Genomic DNA, 19850 nt, shown 5'->3' with positions numbered 1-19850 from the left:
TAGCTACCCTTTCATCGCCGCCCATTCTACGCGGCCAACCTGTCAATTCTTCTCGCCGCAGCCAGATACTTCAGTAGAACTTCTCCCCACATCTCTGCGATCAGTGGTGGAACTGCGTTAGCCACTTGGGTGAATCTCGGCACCTCGCGAGCTCGGCGTTCGCCTCCGGTCGTGTACTTTCCTTGGAACGCAAACCAGTCCGGGAAGGTCTGCAGCCGCGCATTTTCGCGGACCGTCAGCGTCCTGGGCTCCGAATAATGGAGCAGGTCATCCGGCATGCTGGTTATCGTCGGGGCGGCCTTGTCCGGATCCAGTACACGGGTCGCCATCTTCTTTATCCCATAGCGATCCCGCATCTCGCGGTTCAGTTGTACACTGAGCCGACCAGCTGACTTGCAATCCGCGATGATATTTGTAAAGCGCTCGACGATATGAGCGCGATGCTTGGCAAGCCGGGTATCTGGAACAGCACCAGCAAATCCATCCCGCATCAAGCACTGGTAGGCCGTGCGTGGGTGAGCTGTCAGCAACGCTTCGTATCCCTTGGAATCTGGACAAGGGCCCGCGCCTGCGTGCGTGCGCTCCAAGTCGGAAATCGCTTGCTTACAACTCACCCTTGATCGAAGTCCCCGCTCTGCGAGGAAGCGAACCTTTGATGATCGCAGCCGAGCAAACGGGTCATCGCGGCGCGACAGCTTACGCATCTCAGCCTTCAGCATGCCTACGAGGAAGAAGCGAGGCCGCTGCTGGGGCACCCCGTATTCGGAGCACCGAACTGTGTCCTTATAGACATGATAGTGGCGGCCAAGCCGGGCAATCAGTTCTGCCGCGAAGTTCCGAGGCGGCACACGCCCATCATCATCAACAAAGTCATAGGTAATCCCACGCACATTTTCGATCAGCACCATTTTGGGGAGCACGAGATCAACAAACTCCAAATAGCGTTCGACCAGTTCGTTCCGCGGGTCGCCTTGCCGTCGACGGCCTGCACTTGAGAACCCTTGGCAGGGTGGCCCTCCGGCAAGGAGATCGATTTGGCCACGAAGAGCTGAAAGCTTGTCCCCATGTGCCTCCATCAGCGATTCGATAGTCCATGGTTGCTGCTCAAGCCAATTTGGCCAATCGTACCGAAACCGCGCGCCGGGATCGATCAAGTTGGTTTTTAACGTGTCGAATGCAAATGCATCCTTCTCAATCGCAAACATGCCCCGCCACCCGGACCGCAGCAAGCCCAGGCTGAGGCCGCCACAGCCCGCGAAAGCATCGATAAAGACAGGCTGATCACTACTTATATGCACGCTCGTCCCCAGTTTTCTCCCACGCCGGTCCGAGCCGGAAAAGTATCGTCGAAGGCCGATTCACAGCCGAGCGCCCGCGCAGGTGCGCGGGCGCTCGGCGCGCCATTTAATCCTCTGTCCCGCTCCAAGTCCAGAGGCTACCAACCCATTGCTGACAATTTGTAACTGCAGTAAATTCCACGCTAAAGGCCGCTTTCTGCGCTTTATTGAAGTATTTTTCCGGTCGTTTTATGTGACGCTTGCTTTAGTGGCCGACTACTTTCCTCTGACTTGCCCGACCTCTGGCAATGGAACTGCCGAGAATAAGACTCGCCGACATCAGGTCTCCAGATTTTCGGAAATCCGGTGTTTGCGCGCCATTGACGCACGTCGCCGGAGTCCAATCTCATACGGAGGCTCGAATCCGCGTTGACGCCGGAGCCCACGATCGAGAACAAACCATGAATATAATGTTGGACTCGTCACCGGAGGTCAATAGTGAGCTTGCGGCGCGGCTCCCCTTAAAACGGTTGTGTGCCAACTGGGTGCATCGCACCGCGTCGTGGCGACCCTTGGCGACAGCCGCCGTGAGTGCGTCTGGCCCGAACGTCAGGCTCGAGGCGCAGCGCGACTGCCTTTTCGTGCCCCACAAGCCCAGCACTTGAAATCAAGCCGCTCATCGGCCCATTCTCGATGCTGAGATGGCATGCGGTGTCAGGAATTCAGCTATTTCTCTCACGACATCGGCGAGCTCGCGCGGATTGTGCGCAAAGTCCGCAACGAAGGCGCGCCATTGCAGCTGCTTTTGTTCACCTGTTGCGAAGTCCGGCGTCATCTTCGCCGGCGCGACCGAGTTCGGCGCCGCCTGGAACAAGACCGCCCGCGAAACCGGTCGCGAATACCTCTCGGTCAAGCTGGACGATCCGAGCTTCCCGGCCCCGATCTACGCCAGCCTGGTCGAAGCCGAGGACGGCAGCAGCCACAACCTCATCTGGTCCCGTCGCAACGGCGAGTAAGACCGGCCCCTCAAGAAGCCCCGCCGCGGCGGGGCTTCTTCATGCTCATGTCCGCCACCTTCAAGGAACAGGGAATCGGGAGAACGGGACTCCCGATCGGATCTCGTGCCCGGCTTCCGCTCCGTGCTGGCCGGGCGGCTTGCTTGGGGGTCTCCCCCCGGCGCGGCGCAAGGGATCGCTGACTCTCGACCGGGACGGTTCCCCGGCCTTCCTCCACGCCGTTCCTCCGTTCCGTGCAGGCCGGGTGATCCCCCTCCGTCCCGGTGCCCTTGCACCTTGCACCCCCCGGTCTCGCCGACGGGCAGGGTTGCAGCGCAGCGCTGCGCTCCAACCCAAGCCCACAGGAGAAAGAACATGTATCACCAGCTCGCCACCCGGTTCGGCCGCAATGCTCACCAGATCAGCGGACGCGAACCGCTCGACAATGAGGCCCTGTTTCGGCACGTCCCGTCCATCTTCGCCCGCGAGGCGCATGACAGCCGTTCCGAGCGTTACGTCTATGTCCCCACCATCGACATCGTGGAGGGCGTCAAGGCCAGCTTTTCCGATGGCGTGAAAAGCGGCTTCGGCGTCACGGGCGGTTCTTCCACCATGGGGACAGTCGGCGGTTCTTCCGATGCGGCGGCCGACGCCGCTTCCGCCATCCACACCGCCAAGGACCAGCCCGATTGGGCGAAGCGAATGCAGCGCTCGCAGCGCCTCTCGCATGGCGTCCAGACCACAACCCATGCCGTCCGCTCCGGCGACGGCCACGGCTCCGGCTCTTCCGTCAACCTTTCCGAAAGTGACCACTCATGAACCTGTTTCGACGACCCGCCACGCATTACGGCAAAACCCCGCAACCCGAGACCCCATACCAGAAGGCCGCGCAGCTCTGGGACGAGCGCATCGGCTCGGCCCGTGTGCAGGCCAAGAACTGGCGGCTAATGGCCTTCGGCTCGCTGGTTCTCTCTGGTGGCTTCGCCGCCGCACTTGTCTGGCAGTCAGTGCAGGGAACTGTCGTTCCCTGGGTGGTGCAGGTCGACAAGCTCGGCCAGGCCCAGACCGTCGCCCCGGCGACTGCCGACTTCCGCCCGACCGATCCGCAGATCGCGTGGCATCTCGCCCGTTTCATCGAGCAGGTCAGAAGCATCCCCGCCGATCCGATCATTGTGCGCCAGAACTGGCTTCGGGCCTATGAATGGACGACCGATCGTGGGGCGGGCGCCCTCAACGACTATGCCCGCACCAATGACCCCTTCACCAAGGTGGGCAAGCAGCAGATCGCCGTTGAGGTCTCAAGCGTCATTCGCGCCTCGGCCGACAGCTTCCGCGTCGCCTGGACCGAGCGCCGTTACGAGGATGGCAAGCTCGCGACGACGGAGCGGTGGACGGCTATCTTGACCATCGTCCTCCAGTCGCCCCGAGACGCCGAACGCCTGAAAGCCAATCCGCTCGGCATCTATGTCAACGCCATTAACTGGTCTCGGGAGCTGAGCCAATGAGCCCAGTCCTTCGCACCTCCACCATTCCGGCTCTGTTGCTGTCCGCAACCATGCTGGCTGGCTGCGCCACCAACCGTCCGCCAGAAATCAGCTACGACAACAGGGTACCGCCGCTGCCGGCTATTCCCGCCGCCGTGACGGACGAGCGGCTGAGGCCGATCCATGTCCCGCCGGCGTGGACAGTCGCACGCGGCGGCCAGACTGCCAGCACGGCGACCGGCCGCGTTGAGAACGCCAATGCCGCCGCCCGCGTGCAGCCGCGCCGCGAAGGCTATTTCAATGCCATTCAGGTCTATCCGTGGTCGGAAGGCGCGCTCTATCAGGTCTATGCCGCACCAGGCCAGATCACCAATATCGCGCTCGAACCGGGCGAGAGCCTGACCGGCCCTGGACCGATCGCCGCCGGCGACACCGCCCGCTGGATCATCGGCGACACCGAGTCCGGCTCCGGTGTCGCCCGTCGCGTCCACGTGCTGGTGAAGCCGACGCGCGCCGACATCACCACCAATCTGGTTATCACCACCGACCGGCGCACCTACATGGTCGAGCTGCGCTCCGGCGAGAAGCCATATATGCCCGCCGTGGCCTGGTCCTACCCGCAGCCACCAGGTGGCGGGCGTCAAGCCGTTCCGGCTACGCCGGTCATTCCGGCCGTAGCCGCACGCAATTATCGCTATGGCCTGACCGGCTCCAGCAATCCGCCATGGAAGCCCGTTGCTGTCTATGACGACGGCCGCCGTGTCTATGTCGAGTTTCCGCGCGGGATCGTGCAGGGTGAAATGCCGCCGATCTTCGTCATTGGCCCCGAAGGCGAGGCACAGATCGCCAACAGCCGCGTCTACCAACACATCCTGATCGTCGACCGCCTGTTCGGCGCGGCCGAGCTGCGTCTTGGCGGTGGCAAGAGCCAGCAGACCGTCAGGATCGTCCGCACGGATGGGAGGCCGCAGTCATGAGCGATCCCGACAACACCAACACCGCCCCGATGCGCCTGCGTGCCGAAGCGCCCCGAGTCACGCGCCTGTCACGCAAGATGCTCGCCAGCTTCGCGGCCGTCGCCATGGTCGGGATCGGCGGCGCGCTGATCTATGCGCTCCAGACGCGCACGGGCGGCGATGACGGTCAGGAGCTATATTCTACGTCCAACCGCCAGCCCGCCGATGGTCTTGCCGGACTGCCACGCGACTATACAGTTCCCATTCTTGGACCGGCGTTGCCGGGCGATCTGGGCGGCCCCATCCTGTCCGCGCAGAATGCCGGCCAGCCCGTCGTGCCACCTGTCGTTCCGACACCGGGCGTCGACGAGGCCGAGCAACTCCGCCGCGCCGAGGAGGAAGCCGCGCGCCTCAGCACCGTCTTCTTCCAGTCGCGGCAGGGCTCGACGGCCGCCGCGACGCCGGGAGCCACGCCCGGCCTTGCGGGGTTTGACCCCGGCAGCGCCGCCACAGGGCAACCGAGCGCCCAGGACCGGCAGCTTGCTTTCCTCAATGCGGCGGTCGATCGACGCACCGTGACGCCGGATCGCGTCACGCCGCCGGCATCGCCCTTCGTCCTGCAAGCCGGAGCCGTCATCTCAGCCGCGCTCATCACCGGTATCCGTTCGGATCTTCCCGGCCAGATCACCGCGCAGGTGACGGAGAACATCTATGACAGCCCGACGGGCAGCATCCTGCTCGTGCCGCAAGGCACTAGGCTGATCGGTCAGTATGACAACGCGGTGCAGATCGGCCAGCGCCGCGTGCTGCTCGTCTGGAACCGCCTCATCATGCCTAACGGGCGCTCGATGGTTCTTGAGCGCCAGCCAGGCGCCGATACCCAGGGCTATGCCGGCCTGGAGGATGGTGTCGATTATCACTGGTGGGATCTCGCTAAGGCCGCCGCGCTCTCGACCCTGCTCGGCGTCGGCGCGGAACTCGCGACCGACGACAATGACCGGCTGATCCGCGCCATCCGCGACGGCGCGCAGGACACGATCAACCAGGCCGGTCAGCAGATTGTCCAGCGCCAATTGCAGGTCGCGCCGACGCTCACCATCCGGCCGGGCTTTCCGGTCAGGATCATCGTCACCCGCGATCTTGTGTTCGAGCCGGCAGGAGATTGACCATGACCAAGCTGAAACTCGGGCCGCTACCCGACGACAAGCCGGTAAAGGTGACGGTGGAACTGCCTGCACCGCTTCAACGTGATCTGATCGCCTATGCCGAAGTGCTGGCCCGCAAGAGCGGCCAGCCCGCCGCTGATCCCGTCAGGCTCATCGTGCCTATGCTTCAACACTTCATAGCATCGGATCGCGGTTTTGCCAAAGCACGGCGAAATTGATCTTACCTATAAAAACCTTTTATTTCTGCCGTTACTGAGATGTATTTATAGTTAGCTGCTCAGGCGGATCATAAAGGCTGGACCTTTTTATCTCAGATTTATATCCGAGAGATTTTATAGCTTCTATATATGATCTACGGAGATCTTCACTCATTCTTGGATCAAATAGAACTCTATCAATAGTTTTCGATACATCGATCTGGAATTCAAAAATATCTCTCTCACACTCTCCGTCCTTTCCGGAATATATTATTCTGACTTCTCTTTCGTGCGAGAATTCTTTCCGTTTATAAAGAAGAGATTCTGCAATTCCAGAGCCGTCTGTTGAAAATATGTTAATATTCTCAAATTTCTCCCTCATATCTTTTTTGTATATGTATTTAACTCCACCGATGAAGCACTGAACATCGGAAAATTTTCCGCATGACTTTCTTAATGACTCCAGTAATTTTCTCGGCGTCGATTTGACACGGACACCATCTTTGTTTGGAGAATAAATTCTCCACATTGCGTCGGTTTCCCTGTGCCAAGTCCAGCATTGACCATAGACGGAGTCTCTTGCTGAAACTTCAGCCAATTCTCTTCCTATCTTGAATTTTGATGATAATAGTATATTTTCAAAAGGATCGTCCCATTTTTTGGGCTTCACAAGGGTTAGATTCCCTGTCGTCAAAATCTGAATAAATCTTCCCACCGGAAATACTCGGTATATTGGCGTATCTTTTTGTTTTTCGGTTAAGTTAATATAATTCCTGTAAGTCATCGCTCCCCCACCGACTTTCGCACAAACAGAAATCCTAAATTTAACTTGGATGATGATCAAGGGGGTGCCGCCAGCGCATAGGCGCAAACGCGGCACGCTACAGGCCGCCGACCTCGCTGCATGGTTCGCCTAGTTTCGGGAGCCTCCAGTTGCCCGGAATCCCGTTGAACATGGCTACCGAGGTTATGAAGATGAGTGATCCGACATTTGCGCCGGGTAAACGGACGATTCGCAGGCATCAACTTCGAGAACTCGTTCCCCTTGCTGACACTACAATCTACGACATGGAGCAACGGGGTGAATTTCCCCAACGGTTCTATCTGACGGCCCGGTGCGTGGTTTGGGACTTGGCCGAGGTGGAGGCTTGGCTTGAAAAACGTCGCCAAGCCTCCAGAGACAAAGCTATCAAACGTGCTCCGTCTCCTGATGTGAAGCTCAGGAAATTCCGGCCCGTCAAAGGTTAGGCTCCGGGGCTAGGAGGTCCATAGAAGCCGGATAGAGCGTCGGGGTGTACTTCTGTCCACCGACCCATGCGTCAATCAAATTGCCCCACTCCTGCATCATGTGGCGGCGCTGGTGCTCATACTCGGCCTTATTATAGACGCCGCGCGAAGAGCGCCCGTCCTCGTGGGCCAAGCACTTCTCGATCCAGTCGCTATTGAAGCCCAGCTCGTTGAGCAGCGTCGAGCCCGTGCGGCGAAGGTCATGCACGGTGAACGGCTCCAGCGGCAACCCCGCCTTCTTGGCCTGCACGACGACTGCCGAGGTGACGCGGTTGAAGGTCGCGCGCGACATCGGCGCATCCGCGTCGTAGCGCGAGGGCAGCAGGTAGCGCGAATTGCCGGCACAGGTCTTGAGCGTGACGAGGATGTCGAGCGACTGTTCGCACAGATAGACGTTGTGCGGCTTGGAACGCTTCATCCGCTCCTTCGGGATCGACCACACCGCATTCTCGAAGTCGACCTCATCCCACACCGCATCCTGCAGCTCACTCTTGCGGACCATCGTCAGCAGGATCAGCTTCAGGCCGAGCCGGATGGTAGGCAACGTCGCCACATGCTCAAGCTGGCCGAGCATGACCCGGATTTCGGCGGGCGAGAGCGAGCGGTCCTTGGGAACGAACGTCGCGATCGACGCCGGCCCGACCTCTTCGGCGGGGTTCGACACCTTCTCCCCGTGCAGCTTCGCGAAGGCGAAGACGAGCTTCACGATGTCACGAACATGGATCGCCGTGGCCGGCGCTCCCCGCTTCTTCACCTTGTCGCAAATCGCCCGAAGATCCTCGGGCGTGATCTCCGTCAGCAGCCGATTGCGGAACGTCGGCAGAATGTCCCGCTCGTAGATCGAGCGGCGCATCGCGCGGGTGCTTTCGGCCATCCGGTGCTCTTGCAGCCAGCGTTCGCCAAACTCGCCGAAGCTCTTTGCTTCCTTGATGCGGCGCTTCTCGCGCTGCTTCTCCTGGGCAGGCGACCGCCCTTCCTGAATCGAACGCTGCGCGTCGATCAGCTTTTCCCGCGCACGGGCCAGAGAGAGGCCCGCCGGCCCGTATCGGCCGAGGGTCAAGGTCTCCCGTCGACCGTGCATACGATAGTCATAGCGGAATACGACGGCGCCCGACGGGTTCACGACGACATACATACCGTCACGGTCAGTGACCTTGTATAATTTGTCCCTTGGTTTCAGTGCTTTGATTGCCGCATCGGTGAGCATCTGACCCTCCTAGATCGTTAAAAAAACGCCAGAGAGCCCCTAAAAATACCGTCAGGCCAAAATCGACCAATCCTGACGGCGAATTTTCCTTTATCCTCAATGGAATAAGATCAAAAAAATACCGTCACAAGCTCTCTAGCCATGACGGTATATGCAATTCCGCGATGTCACAAGACGCCCCATACCGTCAGCTCCGCCGTCGATCGCGAGGCTTTCCCAGCAATTGACGGCGAAAGACGCCGGAAAGAAAATTCTTTATTTTCAGCGCTTTATGGAGGGTAATCGGCGGTTATCGGCGGCGTTTGGGTAGGCGCGAATTATTCCCACTCGATGGTGCCCGGGGGCTTCGAAGTCACGTCATAGACGACGCGGTTGATGCCGCGGACCTCGTTGATGATGCGGGTGGCCGCATTGCCGAGGAATTCCATGTCGTAGGGATAGAAATCCGCCGTCATGCCGTCCACCGACGTCACTGCCCGCAAGGCGCAGACAAATTCATACGTCCGCCCGTCACCCATCACGCCGACCGTCTGCACCGGCAGCAGCACCGCGAAGGCCTGCCAGATCGCATCGTACAGCCCGGCCTTGCGGATCTCGTCCAGATAGATCGCGTCGGCCTGCCGCAGGATGTCCAGCTTCTCCCGCGTGACGCCTCCCGGACAGCGGATCGCAAGGCCCGGCCCGGGGAAGGGGTGCCGCCCGACGAACTGCTCCGGTAGGCCCAGCTCCCGCCCAAGGGCCCGGACCTCGTCCTTGAACAGCTCACGCAGCGGCTCCACCAGCTTCATGTTCATGCGCTCGGGAAGCCCGCCCACATTGTGGTGCGACTTGATCGTCACCGATGGGCCACCGGTGAAGGACACGCTTTCGATGACGTCCGGGTAGAGCGTCCCCTGCGCCAGGAAGTCGGCGCCGCCGATCTTGGCGGCTTCCGCCTCGAATGTCTCGATGAAGAGCCGGCCGATCGTCTTGCGCTTGACCTCCGGGTCGAGTTCGCCCTCCAGCGCGTCGAGGAAGAGATCCTGCGCTTCGACGTGCACGAGCGGAATGTTGTAATGGTCGCGGAACATCGTGACCACTTCCTGCGCCTCGTTCAGGCGCATCAGTCCATGATCGACGAAGATGCAGGTCAGCTGGTCGCCGATCGCTTCATGGATCAGGATCGCGGCAACAGAGGAGTCGACGCCGCCGGACAACCCGCAGATTACCCGCCCGTCGCCGACCTTCGCGCGGATCTCCGCAACCGCCTGCTCGCGGAAGGCGGCCATGGTCCAGTCGCCCTTCAGGCCGACGATCCGATGCACGAAATTGGAGATCAGCCGTGCGCCATCCGGCGTGTGCACCACCTCCGGGTGAAATTGCACGCCGTAGAAACGCCGCCCCTCATCGGCGATCGCCGCGAAGGGCGCCCCGGGCGAAACCCCGACGATCTCGAAGCCCTCGGGCAGCGCCGTGACCCTGTCGCCATGACTCATCCAGACCTGATGCCGCGTGCCTTCGGCCCACACGCCCTCGAACAGCGGCGAATTCTTCTGCACTTCGACGAAGGCGCGCCCGAATTCGCGGTGCAGGCCGCCCTCGATCCGTCCGCCGAGCTGGGCGCACATGGTCTGCTGGCCATAGCAGATACCGAGAACCGGCAGGCCCGCATCGAAGATTTCCTGCGGGGCGCGCGGAGAGTCCTGCTCGGTCGTCGAAGCCGGCGAGCCGGACAGGATCACGCCCTTCGGCTTCAACCGCGCGAAGCCTTCCGCCGCGGACTGGAAGGGGACGATCTCGGAGTAGACGCCCGCCTCGCGGACGCGCCGCGCGATGAGCTGCGTCACCTGCGAGCCGAAGTCGATGATGAGGATAGTGTCGGGGTGCTGGGTCATGGCGAACTTCTAGATAAAGCCGCCCAAAAGGCAAGGGGCTTTTTCTGCGACGAGGATGGGTCAGACGCCGCCCGCATCGGCGGCGATCGGCGCCGGGCGCCATCCCCCGGCAAGCACGACCGCCAGCGTATCCACGGCGATCGCCAGGCGTTCGTCCAGCGCGTCCAGAAGATGCGTCCAGTCCTCGTAGCGCCGAAGGTCAGCGGCGCCGTCCGATATCCCCCGCAGCGCCACCATCGGCACGCCGAAGCGCTGGCAGGCGCGCATGACGGCAAAGCTTTCCATGTCGACCATGTCGGCGTCGATGGCCAGATAACGCGATCCCGTCACCACGTCGGAGCCGGTCGACAGACGAGCGGAGGGAACCCCGGGCAAGGGCGTCTCCAGCGGTGTTTCGACGAGATGATCGGTGAACGGTGTCTGCCCCTTGTCGAAGCCGAGCGGCGAGGCATCCATGTCGCGCCACGAAACGCTCGAAGCCTGGTAGATTTCTCCCTGCGGCAGGATGCGCGAGCCGGCCGAGCCGAGGCACACCACGAGGCCCGGCATGGTGCCGGCCTCCTGCGCCAGCCGGAGGGCCAGACCGGTCTCGAGCGCCGCCTCCACCGGCCCGACGCCGACGATGGCCGGCTGGATGCGCTTGCGCAGTTGCGGCCCGTATTCCGGCATCGCCGCCATGACGAACAGGGTCGGCATTCCGGCCAGCAATGAGATCCGCGCCTCGCTCATCATGCGTCTCCAATGCGGGCCAGCCGGGCAAAGAAGAACCCGTCCGTGCCGGTGCGATGCGGCGTCATCGTCATTGCGCGGCCGCCTGCGACGTCGGTGGGAATGTACGGGGAGTCCGCATCGGGCAGCGCCTGTTGCCAGAGGATGGACGCATCCTCGACGCGAAAGTCCGGGTGCATTTCCACGAAGCGGCTGACGCGCGCGCCGTTCTCCTCTTCCAGGACGGAGCACGTCACGTAGGCGAGGTGCCCGCCGGGCCTGACATACTGCGCGGCCGCCGACAGGACCTTCTCCTGCTCGGCCATGCGGCGGTGAAGCTGCTGCTCCGTCAGCCGCCAGCGCGCATCCGGCCGGCGCCGCCAGGTGCCCGACCCGGTACACGGCGCATCCACCAGTACCAGGTCCATCGTCCCAGCAAGGGGCGAAAGATCGTCGCGCGGCGCGTGAACGGCGATCGCCTCGGCACCGGCCCGGCGAAGCCGATCCCAGATGGGGGCCAGCCGCTGCCGATCCGCGTCGTAGGCGTGGATGCTGCCCTGCCCGGCCATGTCCGCCGCCAAAGCCAGCGTCTTGCCGCCGGCGCCGGCGCAGTAATCGAGAACCGACATACCCGGCCGCGCCCCGGCCAGCAGCGCCGCGATCTGCGACCCTTCGTCCTGGATCTCGAACTGGCCGGTCTGGAAGGATTCCTCCACCTGCACATTGGGATGGCGTCCATCCCCCTTTATCGGCGGTATCCTGAGCCCCTGGGGCGCGTGCGGCGTCGGTACGGCGCCGAACGGGGCCAGCTTCGCCAGCACGTCGTCGCGGGTGGCGCGCAGCGTGTTGACGCGCATGTCCAGCGGCGGGCGATCGCCCATGGCGCGCGCCTCGCTCACCCAGTCATCGCCGAGCGAGCGTGCCAGCGCGACGGCCAGCCAATCCGGCACGTCGGCCGCAATTGCGTCCGGCGCATCGTCCAGCCGCACCTGCGCCAGGCGCACGAACCCATCCGGATGCGGCATCTGCGGCGCGAACCTGTCGCCCGCGAGCGCCGACGCAAGATCGTCCACCGGCAGGCCGGCATCCACGACCGCCGCGAAAGCCAGCGCGCGGGGGGTATCGTCGCCCATGCGCCAGCCCAGCGAACGGCGCCGACGCAGCACGTCGTAGACGATATTGCCGATGGCCGCCCTGTCGCCGGAGCCGGCGAAGCGATGCGACAGGCCCCAATCCTTCAGCGCATCGGCCACGGGGCGGCGCCGGCTATCCATGTCTTCGATGATTTCGATCGCAGCCGCGATTCTTCCGCCAAGGCGCATGGACAAGATCCTGAGGTCGTTGCTGCCGCTTGGTATCGAAGGGACCCGGCATCGGCAAGCCCATAGAAAAAGGGGCCGCCCGTCGCCGGGCAGCCCCCTCGATGCGCAGGCCTGCGCCCGGTTACTCTGCGGCCTGCTGCGGTGTGGCCGGCGTTACCGAAATGGCAGGCTCGCGGCCGGCGAATTCGGCGCGCGCCTTGCGAACCCCGGCCCCGTAATCCGGGTGGACCTTGTCGAACAAGGCGATCTGCCGCTCGGCGATCTCTTCCGGAATGCCGCCCATCGCCGCCGCGATATTGGCGAAGAGCCGCGCCTTCTGCCCCTCGTCGAACAGGTTGAACAGGGCGCGCGGCTGGCCGAAATCGTCATTGCCCGCGCGGTGGTCGTAACGGGCGGCGTCGCCCGAAATACGCAGAGGCGGCTCCTGCGCCGACTTGTCCTCGAACGGACCGTTGACCGAGTTCGGCTCGTAATAGGCGTCGGGATTGCCGGTCTTGATGCCGCCATAGACGTTCATCTGGCCATCGCGATGGTAGTGATGCACCGGGCAACGCGGCTGGTTGACCGGGATGGTCTCATAATGCGTGCCAAGGCGGTGGCGATGCGCGTCGGCATAGGAGAAGACGCGTGCCTGCAACATCTTGTCGGGCGAGAAGCCGATGCCCGGCACGATGTTCGACGGCGAGAAGGCCGCGTTCTCGATCTCGGCGAAGTAGTTTTCCGCGTTGCGGTTCAACTCCATGACGCCGACATCGATGGGGGGATAATCCGCATGCGGCCAGACCTTCGTCAGGTCGAACGGGTTGTAGGGGGTGTTCTCGGCATCCGCCTCAGGCATGATCTGCACCTGCAGCGTCCAGCGCGGGAACTCGCCCTTCTCGATGCCGCCGAACAGGGCTTCCTGATAGCTCTCGCGCGTGCGCCCGATGACCTGGTCCGCCTCTTCGTTGGTGAAGTGCTTGTGGCCCTGCTGGGTCTTGAAGTGGAACTTCACCCAGTAGCGCTCGCCTGCGTCGTTCCACAGCGAGAAGGTATGCGAGCCGTAGCCGTTCATGAATTGCGGCGCGACGGGCAGCCCGCGATCCGACATCAGGATCGTCACCTGATGCAGGCTCTCGGGCGACAGCGACCAGAAGTCCCACATGGCGGTCGGCGAACGCATGTTGGTCTTGGGGTGGCGCTTCTGCGTGTGGATGAAGTCCGGAAACTTGTACGCGTCACGCACGAAGAAGACGGGCGTGTTGTTGCCCACGAGGTCCCAGTTGCCGTCCTCGGTGTAGAACTTCAAGGCGAAGCCGCGCACGTCGCGCTCGGCGTCTGCCGCACCCATTTCGCCGGCAACGGTGGAGAAGCGCGCCAGCATCGGCGTCTGGGCACCCGGCTGCAACGCCTTGGCCTTGGTGTAGCGCGAGATGTCGCCGGTGATCGTCAGCGTTCCGAAGGCGCCCCAGCCCTTGGCGTGCACGACGCGCTCGGGGATGCGCTCGCGGTTCTGATGCGCCAGCTTTTCGATAAGCTGGTAGTCCTGCAGAAGCGCCGGGCCCCGCGGACCGGCCGTCCATGTGTCCTGGTTGTTGGGCACCGGCGAGCCGGCAGTCGTCGTCAGGGTCTTTCGGTCGGTCATGATCAGTCTCCGTTCTGCCGCCCAACAGGCGAAAGCTGGAGCCGTTCCAACATCCTTTCTCGATTAATTCCAATCGTATTTACATTGCATCGCGATCAGTTTATCTGATGACGATGCTCACCGTACGCCAGATGCGCTATTTCGAAGCGCTTGCCGACGCGCTGCACTTCGGACGCGCGGCGCATCGCCTCAACATCACGCAGCCGGCCCTTTCCGGCCAGATCGCGCAGATGGAAGCGGATTTTGCGGTCAGGCTCTTCGAGCGCCGCCCATCGGGCGTGGTCCTGACGCCGGAAGGTGACGCGATCCGCCAGCGCATCCGGCGGATCATGGGCGAAATCCGGGACCTCGAGGCCATGGCAGGGCGGCGCGAGGGCCTGACCGGGCAATTGCGGCTGGGCGTCATCGCATCAGTCGCACCGTATCTCCTGCCCGAACTCCTGCCGCGGGCCTCGACACGCTTTCCGGGCCTCGACCTCGGCCTCAAGGAAAATGTCACCGAGCGCCTTCTGGCGGATCTGTCGGCCGGCGGCCTGGACTGCGCCCTCGTCGCGCTTCCGGTCACGGACCCCTCCTTCCGCATCGTCGAACTCGTCGACGACCCGTTCTACCTGGCGGTGCCGAGCGCCGATGCGGCGCGCATCGCGTCGCCGGTGCGGCCGCAGGCGCTGGTCAACGAACGGCTGATCCTCCTCGAAGAAGGCCACTGCATGCGCGACCAGGCGCTGGCCGTGTGCAAGATCGTGGAAACCCGCGACCTGGCATCGTTGGGCGCCACCTCCCTTGCGACGCTGCTGCGCATGGTGGCCGGCGGGCTCGGCGTGACGCTGGCGCCGCTGCTTGCACTGGCCGCGGAAGGTCGCAATGGCGGTATCGACTTCCTGCCGTTCCATGCACCGCAGCCGATGCGCCGGCTGGCGCTGGCATACCGCGCGTCGTCCGGCCGTGAGCCGGGTTTCACCGCCTTGGGCGCGTGCATCGCAGGCGTCCTTGCGGACGAGCAGGCCAGGAGCCTGCATTATGTCGACTCTGGCGAGCGCCTATAACTTTTGATTGAGCATATTCCCTTCGAGATCAGTCGAACGCAGGAGAACCACGAGTAGTGATTGCGGAATCGACCGATACACGTTTAGCTGACGATCATTGCGATTAGCCGATTGCGCTCCGATGCCTGCTCCGTGCGCCCGTTCCGATGCCCGAGCCTGACGCCCTCGATGCGGCGCAAGCACGCATTGCCGCGCTCGAGGCGGAGCTGGCCCTGGCGCGCAAGGCCCTGAACGAAAGCCGCTCGCGCTACCGCCTGATCGTCAACAGCATCGTCGACTATGCCATCATCGCGACCGATCTGGACGGCCGGATCACGCTGTGGACGGAATCGGCGTCCATGCTGTTCGGATGGTCCGAACAGGCGATGGTCGGTCGCTCGATCGAGGACATCTTCACCGAGGCCGATATCCTTGCCAAGGTACCGGCGGCAGCGATGCGGGCGGCCCTCGCCTCCAGCTCGACCCGGCAGGAGCGCTGGCATCGCCGCGCCGATGGCATGCACTTCTTCGCGTCGGGGGAAGTCATGGTCCTGCGGGACGACAGCGATGCCCTGGCGGGCTTCCTGCACATCCTCCGCGACCGGACGGAAGAGCGGCGTATCCAGCATGAGCTGGAGGCAAGCCGCGAGCGGCTGGACTATGCCCTCAATTCGTCGTCCCTCGTCGGCACCTGGGACTGGGACGTCGTCAACGACCTCGTCTACGCCGACGACAAGTTCCGCGAGTTCTTCGGACTGCCGACATCCGCGGCGACGGGCCCCCGTCGAGCGTTTCCTGGCGGGCGTCCACCCCGACGACCGGGAGACGACCCGAAGCCGGATCATGGGCGCAAAGGTATCGGGCCAGCCCTTCGCCCTGGAATACCGCACCATCGACCGTTCGGGCGACGTCCACTGGGTATCGGCGCAGGGGCGCTGCTTCCACGATGCCCTCGGCAATCCGATCCGGTTTCCCGGGGCCATCATCGACATCACTCAGGAAAAGCGCCGGCGCAACATGCAGGCCGCGTTGCTGCGCCTGGGCGACGAAGGCGTCGAGCAGCTGGGCGATGCCGTCGACTATTCCGCGCGCTCGCTGGCCATCATAGGCGAGACGCTGGAGCTCGGCCAGGCGGGATACGCCGCCATTACGGATGACGACCGGTACTTCGCGGTCACCGCGCAATGGACCGACGGCAATTCGCCCCCCATCCCGTCCTCCGGGAAGATCGGCCGGATCGAGCGGCGGCTGGTGGACAGACTCACCCAGGACGGCACGCTGGTTGTGGAAGATGTGCACCTGCACCCGGCGACCCGCGACAACATTGAAGTCTGGCAGGGGTTGAACGTCGCGGCCATGATCGACATGGCGGTGGTGGAAGACGGTCGCGTGCGGATCATCCTGTTTCTGTTCAGCTCCCGCCCCCGCAACTGGGACGCGGAGCAGCTCGCCTTCGTCCGCGATATCCTCAACCGCGCCTGGACCTACAGCCGCCGCCGGCTTGCCGAACGGCAGCTGATCGAAACGGAAACGCGGCTTCGACTGGCCCAGGAGGCGGCCGAGATCGGCACGCTCGACTACCGCCCCCTGTCCGGCGCGTTCGACATGGACGAAAGATGCAGGGCCATCTTCGGCATTGCCGAGACGGCCGAGCCGACCTTTCCGGACGATCTCCTGGGGTCGATCACCCCGGAAGACTGTCCGGCGGTAAAGGCCCAGGTCGAGAAGGCGCTCGCCTCGGCTGCGGAAAGCCTTCTGGACCTGCAGTTCCGCAGCTTCAACCGTGTCGACGGCGGCATCCGGCACGTCCGCCTCGAAGCGCAGACCGTTGCCGAAGAAGGACGCGTCGTCCGCTTCGTGGGGGCGGTGCATGATGTCACGGAAGAAAGGACGGGGCAGGAGAAGCAGGCCCTGATGACGCGGGAACTGCGGCACCGGGTCAACAACACGCTTGCCATGGTGGAGGGGCTGGCGGGGCTGACGATGCGCCGGGCGGCGACCCCGCAAGAGGGCCTCGAGGCCTTCGTGGCCCGGCTGGCGGCCCTGCGCGAGGCGCACGAGATCCTGACGACGACCAGTTGGACCAGCGCCCCGCTGCGCGCCGTCGTCGACCGGATCATGGCCGACCGCGACGTGACGAAGCGTATCCACTACGGCGGGCCCGACGTGCCGTTGTCCGCCCGGCAGAGCCTTGCCCTGTCGCTGACCCTGTTCGAAATGCTGTCGAATGCGATCCGCCACGGATCCCTCAGCGGCGACACCGGCACTGTCGATCTGAACTGGTCGGTTTCGATGACGCCGTCCGGCCCACACCTCCGGATGAGCTGGAAGGAGCATGGCGGCCCGGCGGTGCAGCCGCCGCGCCGCTTCGGGCTGGGCCTGAAGCTGATCCGGCAGTCCCTGCCGGTCGAGATCGGGGGAACGGTCGAGCTGACCTTTCCCCCGGATGGAGCCAGCCTCGTCATCGAGGCGCCGGTGCACCTTGGCCAGGACGAGGCGGAAGACCGGTAAGCCGGGCGCCTTGCGATGAGCCGTGCGGACGCTTCTCAGGCGGCGATGTCGATGAGGCCGGCCTCGCCGGACTCCGTTCCGAAAGCCAGGAGACGACCCTCGCGGTGCCAGGTCATGCTGTTCACTGCGCCGGTGCCGCCGCGACGCAGCAGCGCCTCCTTCTGGTCGGCGAAGCGAACCGCAAGCACCATCCCGTCCGCATAGCCGATCGCCAGGATGTCGTCGCCCGGGTGGCACGCAACGCTTGTCACCATCGTGTCGCCGCGTGTACCCAGCTCCAGCGGCACCTTGCCCATCGGGCCCTCCTTGCCGGAGAATGGCCAGAGGATGGCCGCCGGAGCGCCGGTCGTGGCAAGATACTTGCCCTTGGCCGACCAGGACCAGCCCTTCACCTTGGACGGATAACCCGTCATCCGCATGTGCTTTCCGTCTTCCAGGCGCCAGCCGTGAAGCGCGTTCTCCTGCATTGCCGTCACCAGGAATCGTCCGTCGGGAGAAAAGCACACGGACATGTGCGCGCCCTTCCACTCGAGCCCGGTCGGCGGAGCCTGCATGGCCGGAAACCAGAGGCTCGCGCCGTCGTAGCGGGCGAAGGCGACGCGCATGCCCTTGGGAGCAAACGCCACGTCCTCGGCCGAGCGGTCATGCGTGTGGGTCTTCACGGTGCCGTCGGGCAGGCGGACATGGACCGTGCGCCCGGAGGTGAAGGCGACCGCGCCGGACGGACCGCCGGCGACCGAGGAAATCCATTTGCGGCCGATCGACGCCAGCTCCACGGCCTGGCCGTCGGCGGCAAGCGCGACGACGCGCCCGTCCTCGCCGCCGCAGAGGATGCGGTTCGACGTTTCGTCGCGCCTTGCCACCACCAGGCCGGCCGGGTTGGTTTCGATGACGGTTTCCCCGCCCTGCATCCGCCGGACCGTACCGTCGGCGAGCGCGAAGAAGGGGTCGTCGCCCAGGAAGGTCGCGCAGGCGACGAAAGTGTCGAACTCGTACGGAGCGATCTGTGGCATCAGGCGGGCGTCTTCGCTTTCGCCAGGCAGGCCGTGAAGCCGGCTTCCAGCCGCGCACGATCCAGTTCGCGGCCGATGAAGACCAGGCGGCTTTCACGCGGCTCGCCGTCGCGCCATGCGCGCTGGTGATCGCCCTCGATGATCATGTGCACGCCCTGCACCACGTAGCGGTCCGAATCCCCGGCAAAGGCGATGATGCCCTTCAGCCGCAGGATGTTGGGGCCCTCGGTCTGGGTCAGCGCCTGTATCCACGGAAAGAAGGCCTTCTCGTCCATCTCGCCGCCCTTGAGCGAGATCGACGTTACCGTCACGTCGTGGATGGCCGCGACCTCGCCATGGTGATGGTGACCGTCGTGATGCTCATGGTCGTGATGATGATGATCGTGATCGCCATGATGATGATGGTGGTGGTGATGGTGGCCGTGATCGCAGTCCGGCCCGCAGACGTGATCGTCATGGGCATGGGCCGCTTCTTCAAGGAAGGCAGGGTCCTCATCCAGCACCCGCGAAAGGTCGAATGCGCGCTGGTCCAGCACCCGGGCAAGGTTCACTTCGGCGCGGGCGGCACGATGGATGCGCGCGTGCGGGTTGATGGCACGCACCGTAGCCTCGACGGCGGCAAGCTCTTCGGCCGTCACGAGATCGGTCTTGTTGACGATGACGACGTCGGCGAAGGCGATCTGGTCTTCGGCCTCGCGCGAGTCCTTGACGCGCAGCGGAAGATGCTTGGCATCGACAAGGGCCACCACGGCATCGAGGCGCGTGCGCGCGCGCACGTCGTCGTCCATGAAGAAGGTCTGCGCCACGGGAACCGGGTCCGCCAGACCGGTGGTCTCTACTATGATCGCGTCGAACCGGCCCTTGCGGCGCACCAGCCCTTCCACCACCCGCACGAGATCGCCCCGCACGGTGCAGCAGATGCAGCCGTTGTTCATCTCGTAGATTTCCTCGTCGGTCTCCACGATCAGGTCGTTGTCAATGCCGATCTCACCGAACTCGTTGACGATGACGGCATAGCGCTTGCCGTGATCGCCGGTGAGAATCCGGTTCAAGAGTGTCGTTTTTCCGGAGCCGAGATAGCCGGTCAACACGGTTACGGGAACCTGTTCGGCGGCGGCGTTGTCTGTGCGCGACATGGGCTTGCCTGTCTCCTGCGGATAGGTTGGACACCGATATAAGGAGCCGGCGCCACGATTGCACGGAT

Annotated in this window: 18 protein-coding genes and 2 pseudogenes; 10 read left to right on the top strand and 10 right to left on the bottom strand. The window is 63.6% G+C overall.

Annotation, left to right across the window (positions count from 1 at the left end):
* Positions 1–26: 26 nt before the first annotated feature.
* Positions 27–1298, bottom strand: coding sequence for a DNA cytosine methyltransferase (locus tag IGS74_RS03640; RefSeq protein ID WP_246722871.1), 1272 nt, complete (start codon positions 1296–1298; stop codon positions 27–29).
* A 680-nt stretch (positions 1299–1978) separates the two neighbouring features.
* Here IGS74_RS03640 and IGS74_RS20190 point away from each other — a divergent pair.
* From IGS74_RS20190 to IGS74_RS03605, 7 genes and pseudogenes are all read left to right on the top strand, one after another.
* Positions 1979–2293, top strand: a complete 315-nt coding sequence (locus IGS74_RS20190) for a DUF736 domain-containing protein (RefSeq protein ID WP_246722869.1) — start codon at positions 1979–1981, stop codon at positions 2291–2293.
* 354 nt (positions 2294–2647) lie between these two features.
* Positions 2648–2827: pseudogene (locus tag IGS74_RS03630) on the top strand (hypothetical protein); the annotation flags it as partial.
* Positions 2816–3091 (top strand): annotated as a pseudogene (locus IGS74_RS03625) (P-type conjugative transfer protein TrbL); the annotation flags it as partial. The pseudogenes IGS74_RS03630 and IGS74_RS03625, both read left to right, overlap by 12 nt.
* Positions 3088–3777: a conjugal transfer protein TrbF gene (gene trbF / locus IGS74_RS03620; RefSeq protein ID WP_192389395.1), complete on the top strand. Its 690-nt coding sequence runs from the start codon at positions 3088–3090 to the stop codon at positions 3775–3777. The pseudogene IGS74_RS03625 and the gene trbF, both read left to right, overlap by 4 nt.
* Positions 3774–4733, top strand: a complete 960-nt coding sequence (gene trbG / locus IGS74_RS03615) for a P-type conjugative transfer protein TrbG (protein ID WP_192389393.1) — start codon at positions 3774–3776, stop codon at positions 4731–4733. The genes trbF and trbG overlap by 4 nt, the downstream gene beginning before the upstream one ends.
* Positions 4730–5878: a TrbI/VirB10 family protein gene (locus tag IGS74_RS03610; protein WP_192389391.1), complete on the top strand. Its 1149-nt coding sequence runs from the start codon at positions 4730–4732 to the stop codon at positions 5876–5878. The genes trbG and IGS74_RS03610 overlap by 4 nt, the downstream gene beginning before the upstream one ends.
* A gap of 2 nt (positions 5879–5880) precedes the next feature.
* A complete protein-coding gene (locus tag IGS74_RS03605) occupies positions 5881–6096 on the top strand; it encodes a DUF2274 domain-containing protein (RefSeq protein ID WP_192389389.1) in 216 nt (71 codons plus the stop codon).
* Positions 6097–6127: 31 nt separating this feature from the next.
* On the opposite strand, the gene IGS74_RS03600 is transcribed toward IGS74_RS03605, so the two are convergent.
* On the bottom strand, positions 6128–6919 hold the full coding sequence (locus tag IGS74_RS03600) for a DUF2971 domain-containing protein (RefSeq protein WP_206688210.1): 792 nt from the start codon (positions 6917–6919) through the stop codon (positions 6128–6130).
* Between the two features lie 110 nt (positions 6920–7029).
* Here IGS74_RS03600 and IGS74_RS03595 point away from each other — a divergent pair, with 110 nt between their 5' ends.
* A complete protein-coding gene (locus tag IGS74_RS03595) occupies positions 7030–7323 on the top strand; it encodes an AlpA family phage regulatory protein (RefSeq protein ID WP_246722868.1) in 294 nt (97 codons plus the stop codon).
* On the opposite strand, the gene IGS74_RS03590 is transcribed toward IGS74_RS03595, so the two are convergent.
* From IGS74_RS03590 to katA, 5 genes are all read right to left on the bottom strand, one after another.
* Positions 7313–8569 (bottom strand): tyrosine-type recombinase/integrase, encoded by a 1257-nt coding sequence (locus IGS74_RS03590; protein ID WP_192389387.1) that lies wholly within the window; start codon positions 8567–8569, stop codon positions 7313–7315. The genes IGS74_RS03595 and IGS74_RS03590 overlap by 11 nt on opposite strands.
* A gap of 317 nt (positions 8570–8886) precedes the next feature.
* The gene (gene guaA / locus IGS74_RS03585) at positions 8887–10443 is read right to left on the bottom strand and encodes a glutamine-hydrolyzing GMP synthase (protein ID WP_039195230.1); all 1557 of its coding nucleotides are present in this window, start codon (positions 10441–10443) and stop codon (positions 8887–8889) included.
* A 60-nt stretch (positions 10444–10503) separates the two neighbouring features.
* The gene (locus IGS74_RS03580; RefSeq protein ID WP_192389385.1) at positions 10504–11172 is read right to left on the bottom strand and encodes a 5'-methylthioadenosine/S-adenosylhomocysteine nucleosidase; all 669 of its coding nucleotides are present in this window, start codon (positions 11170–11172) and stop codon (positions 10504–10506) included.
* Complete coding sequence (locus IGS74_RS03575; RefSeq protein ID WP_192389383.1) at positions 11172–12473, bottom strand: RsmB/NOP family class I SAM-dependent RNA methyltransferase; 1302 nt, start codon at positions 12471–12473, stop codon at positions 11172–11174. Before IGS74_RS03575 ends, IGS74_RS03580 begins: the two co-directional genes overlap by 1 nt.
* 121 nt (positions 12474–12594) lie before the next feature.
* The gene (gene katA, locus IGS74_RS03570) at positions 12595–14097 is read right to left on the bottom strand and encodes a catalase KatA (RefSeq protein WP_192389381.1); all 1503 of its coding nucleotides are present in this window, start codon (positions 14095–14097) and stop codon (positions 12595–12597) included.
* A gap of 107 nt (positions 14098–14204) precedes the next feature.
* On the opposite strand from katA, the gene IGS74_RS03565 reads away from it, so the two are divergent.
* Positions 14205–15143 (top strand): hydrogen peroxide-inducible genes activator, encoded by a 939-nt coding sequence (locus IGS74_RS03565; protein WP_246722866.1) that lies wholly within the window; start codon positions 14205–14207, stop codon positions 15141–15143.
* An 83-nt stretch (positions 15144–15226) separates the two neighbouring features.
* Here the strand turns inward: IGS74_RS03565 and IGS74_RS03560 are convergent, their stop codons facing one another.
* Complete coding sequence (locus tag IGS74_RS03560) at positions 15227–15967, bottom strand: hypothetical protein (protein ID WP_192391908.1); 741 nt, start codon at positions 15965–15967, stop codon at positions 15227–15229.
* Here IGS74_RS03560 and IGS74_RS03555 point away from each other — a divergent pair.
* Positions 15966–17633 (top strand): HWE histidine kinase domain-containing protein, encoded by a 1668-nt coding sequence (locus IGS74_RS03555; RefSeq protein ID WP_192389379.1) that lies wholly within the window; start codon positions 15966–15968, stop codon positions 17631–17633. The genes IGS74_RS03560 and IGS74_RS03555 overlap by 2 nt on opposite strands.
* Positions 17634–17668: 35 nt before the next feature.
* Here the strand turns inward: IGS74_RS03555 and IGS74_RS03550 are convergent, their stop codons facing one another.
* Entirely contained in the window at positions 17669–18646 is a 978-nt protein-coding gene (locus IGS74_RS03550; protein ID WP_192389378.1) for a WD40 repeat domain-containing protein, read from the bottom strand.
* Positions 18646–19782, bottom strand: a complete 1137-nt coding sequence (locus tag IGS74_RS03545) for a GTP-binding protein (RefSeq protein WP_192389377.1) — start codon at positions 19780–19782, stop codon at positions 18646–18648. The genes IGS74_RS03550 and IGS74_RS03545 overlap by 1 nt, the downstream gene beginning before the upstream one ends.
* Between the last annotated feature and the right edge of the window lie 68 nt (positions 19783–19850).

This window comes from Aureimonas sp. OT7, from assembly GCF_014844055.1.
Classification (GTDB): domain Bacteria; phylum Pseudomonadota; class Alphaproteobacteria; order Rhizobiales; family Rhizobiaceae; genus Aureimonas; species Aureimonas altamirensis_A.
This window is presented reverse-complemented; position numbering and strand designations above follow the sequence as displayed.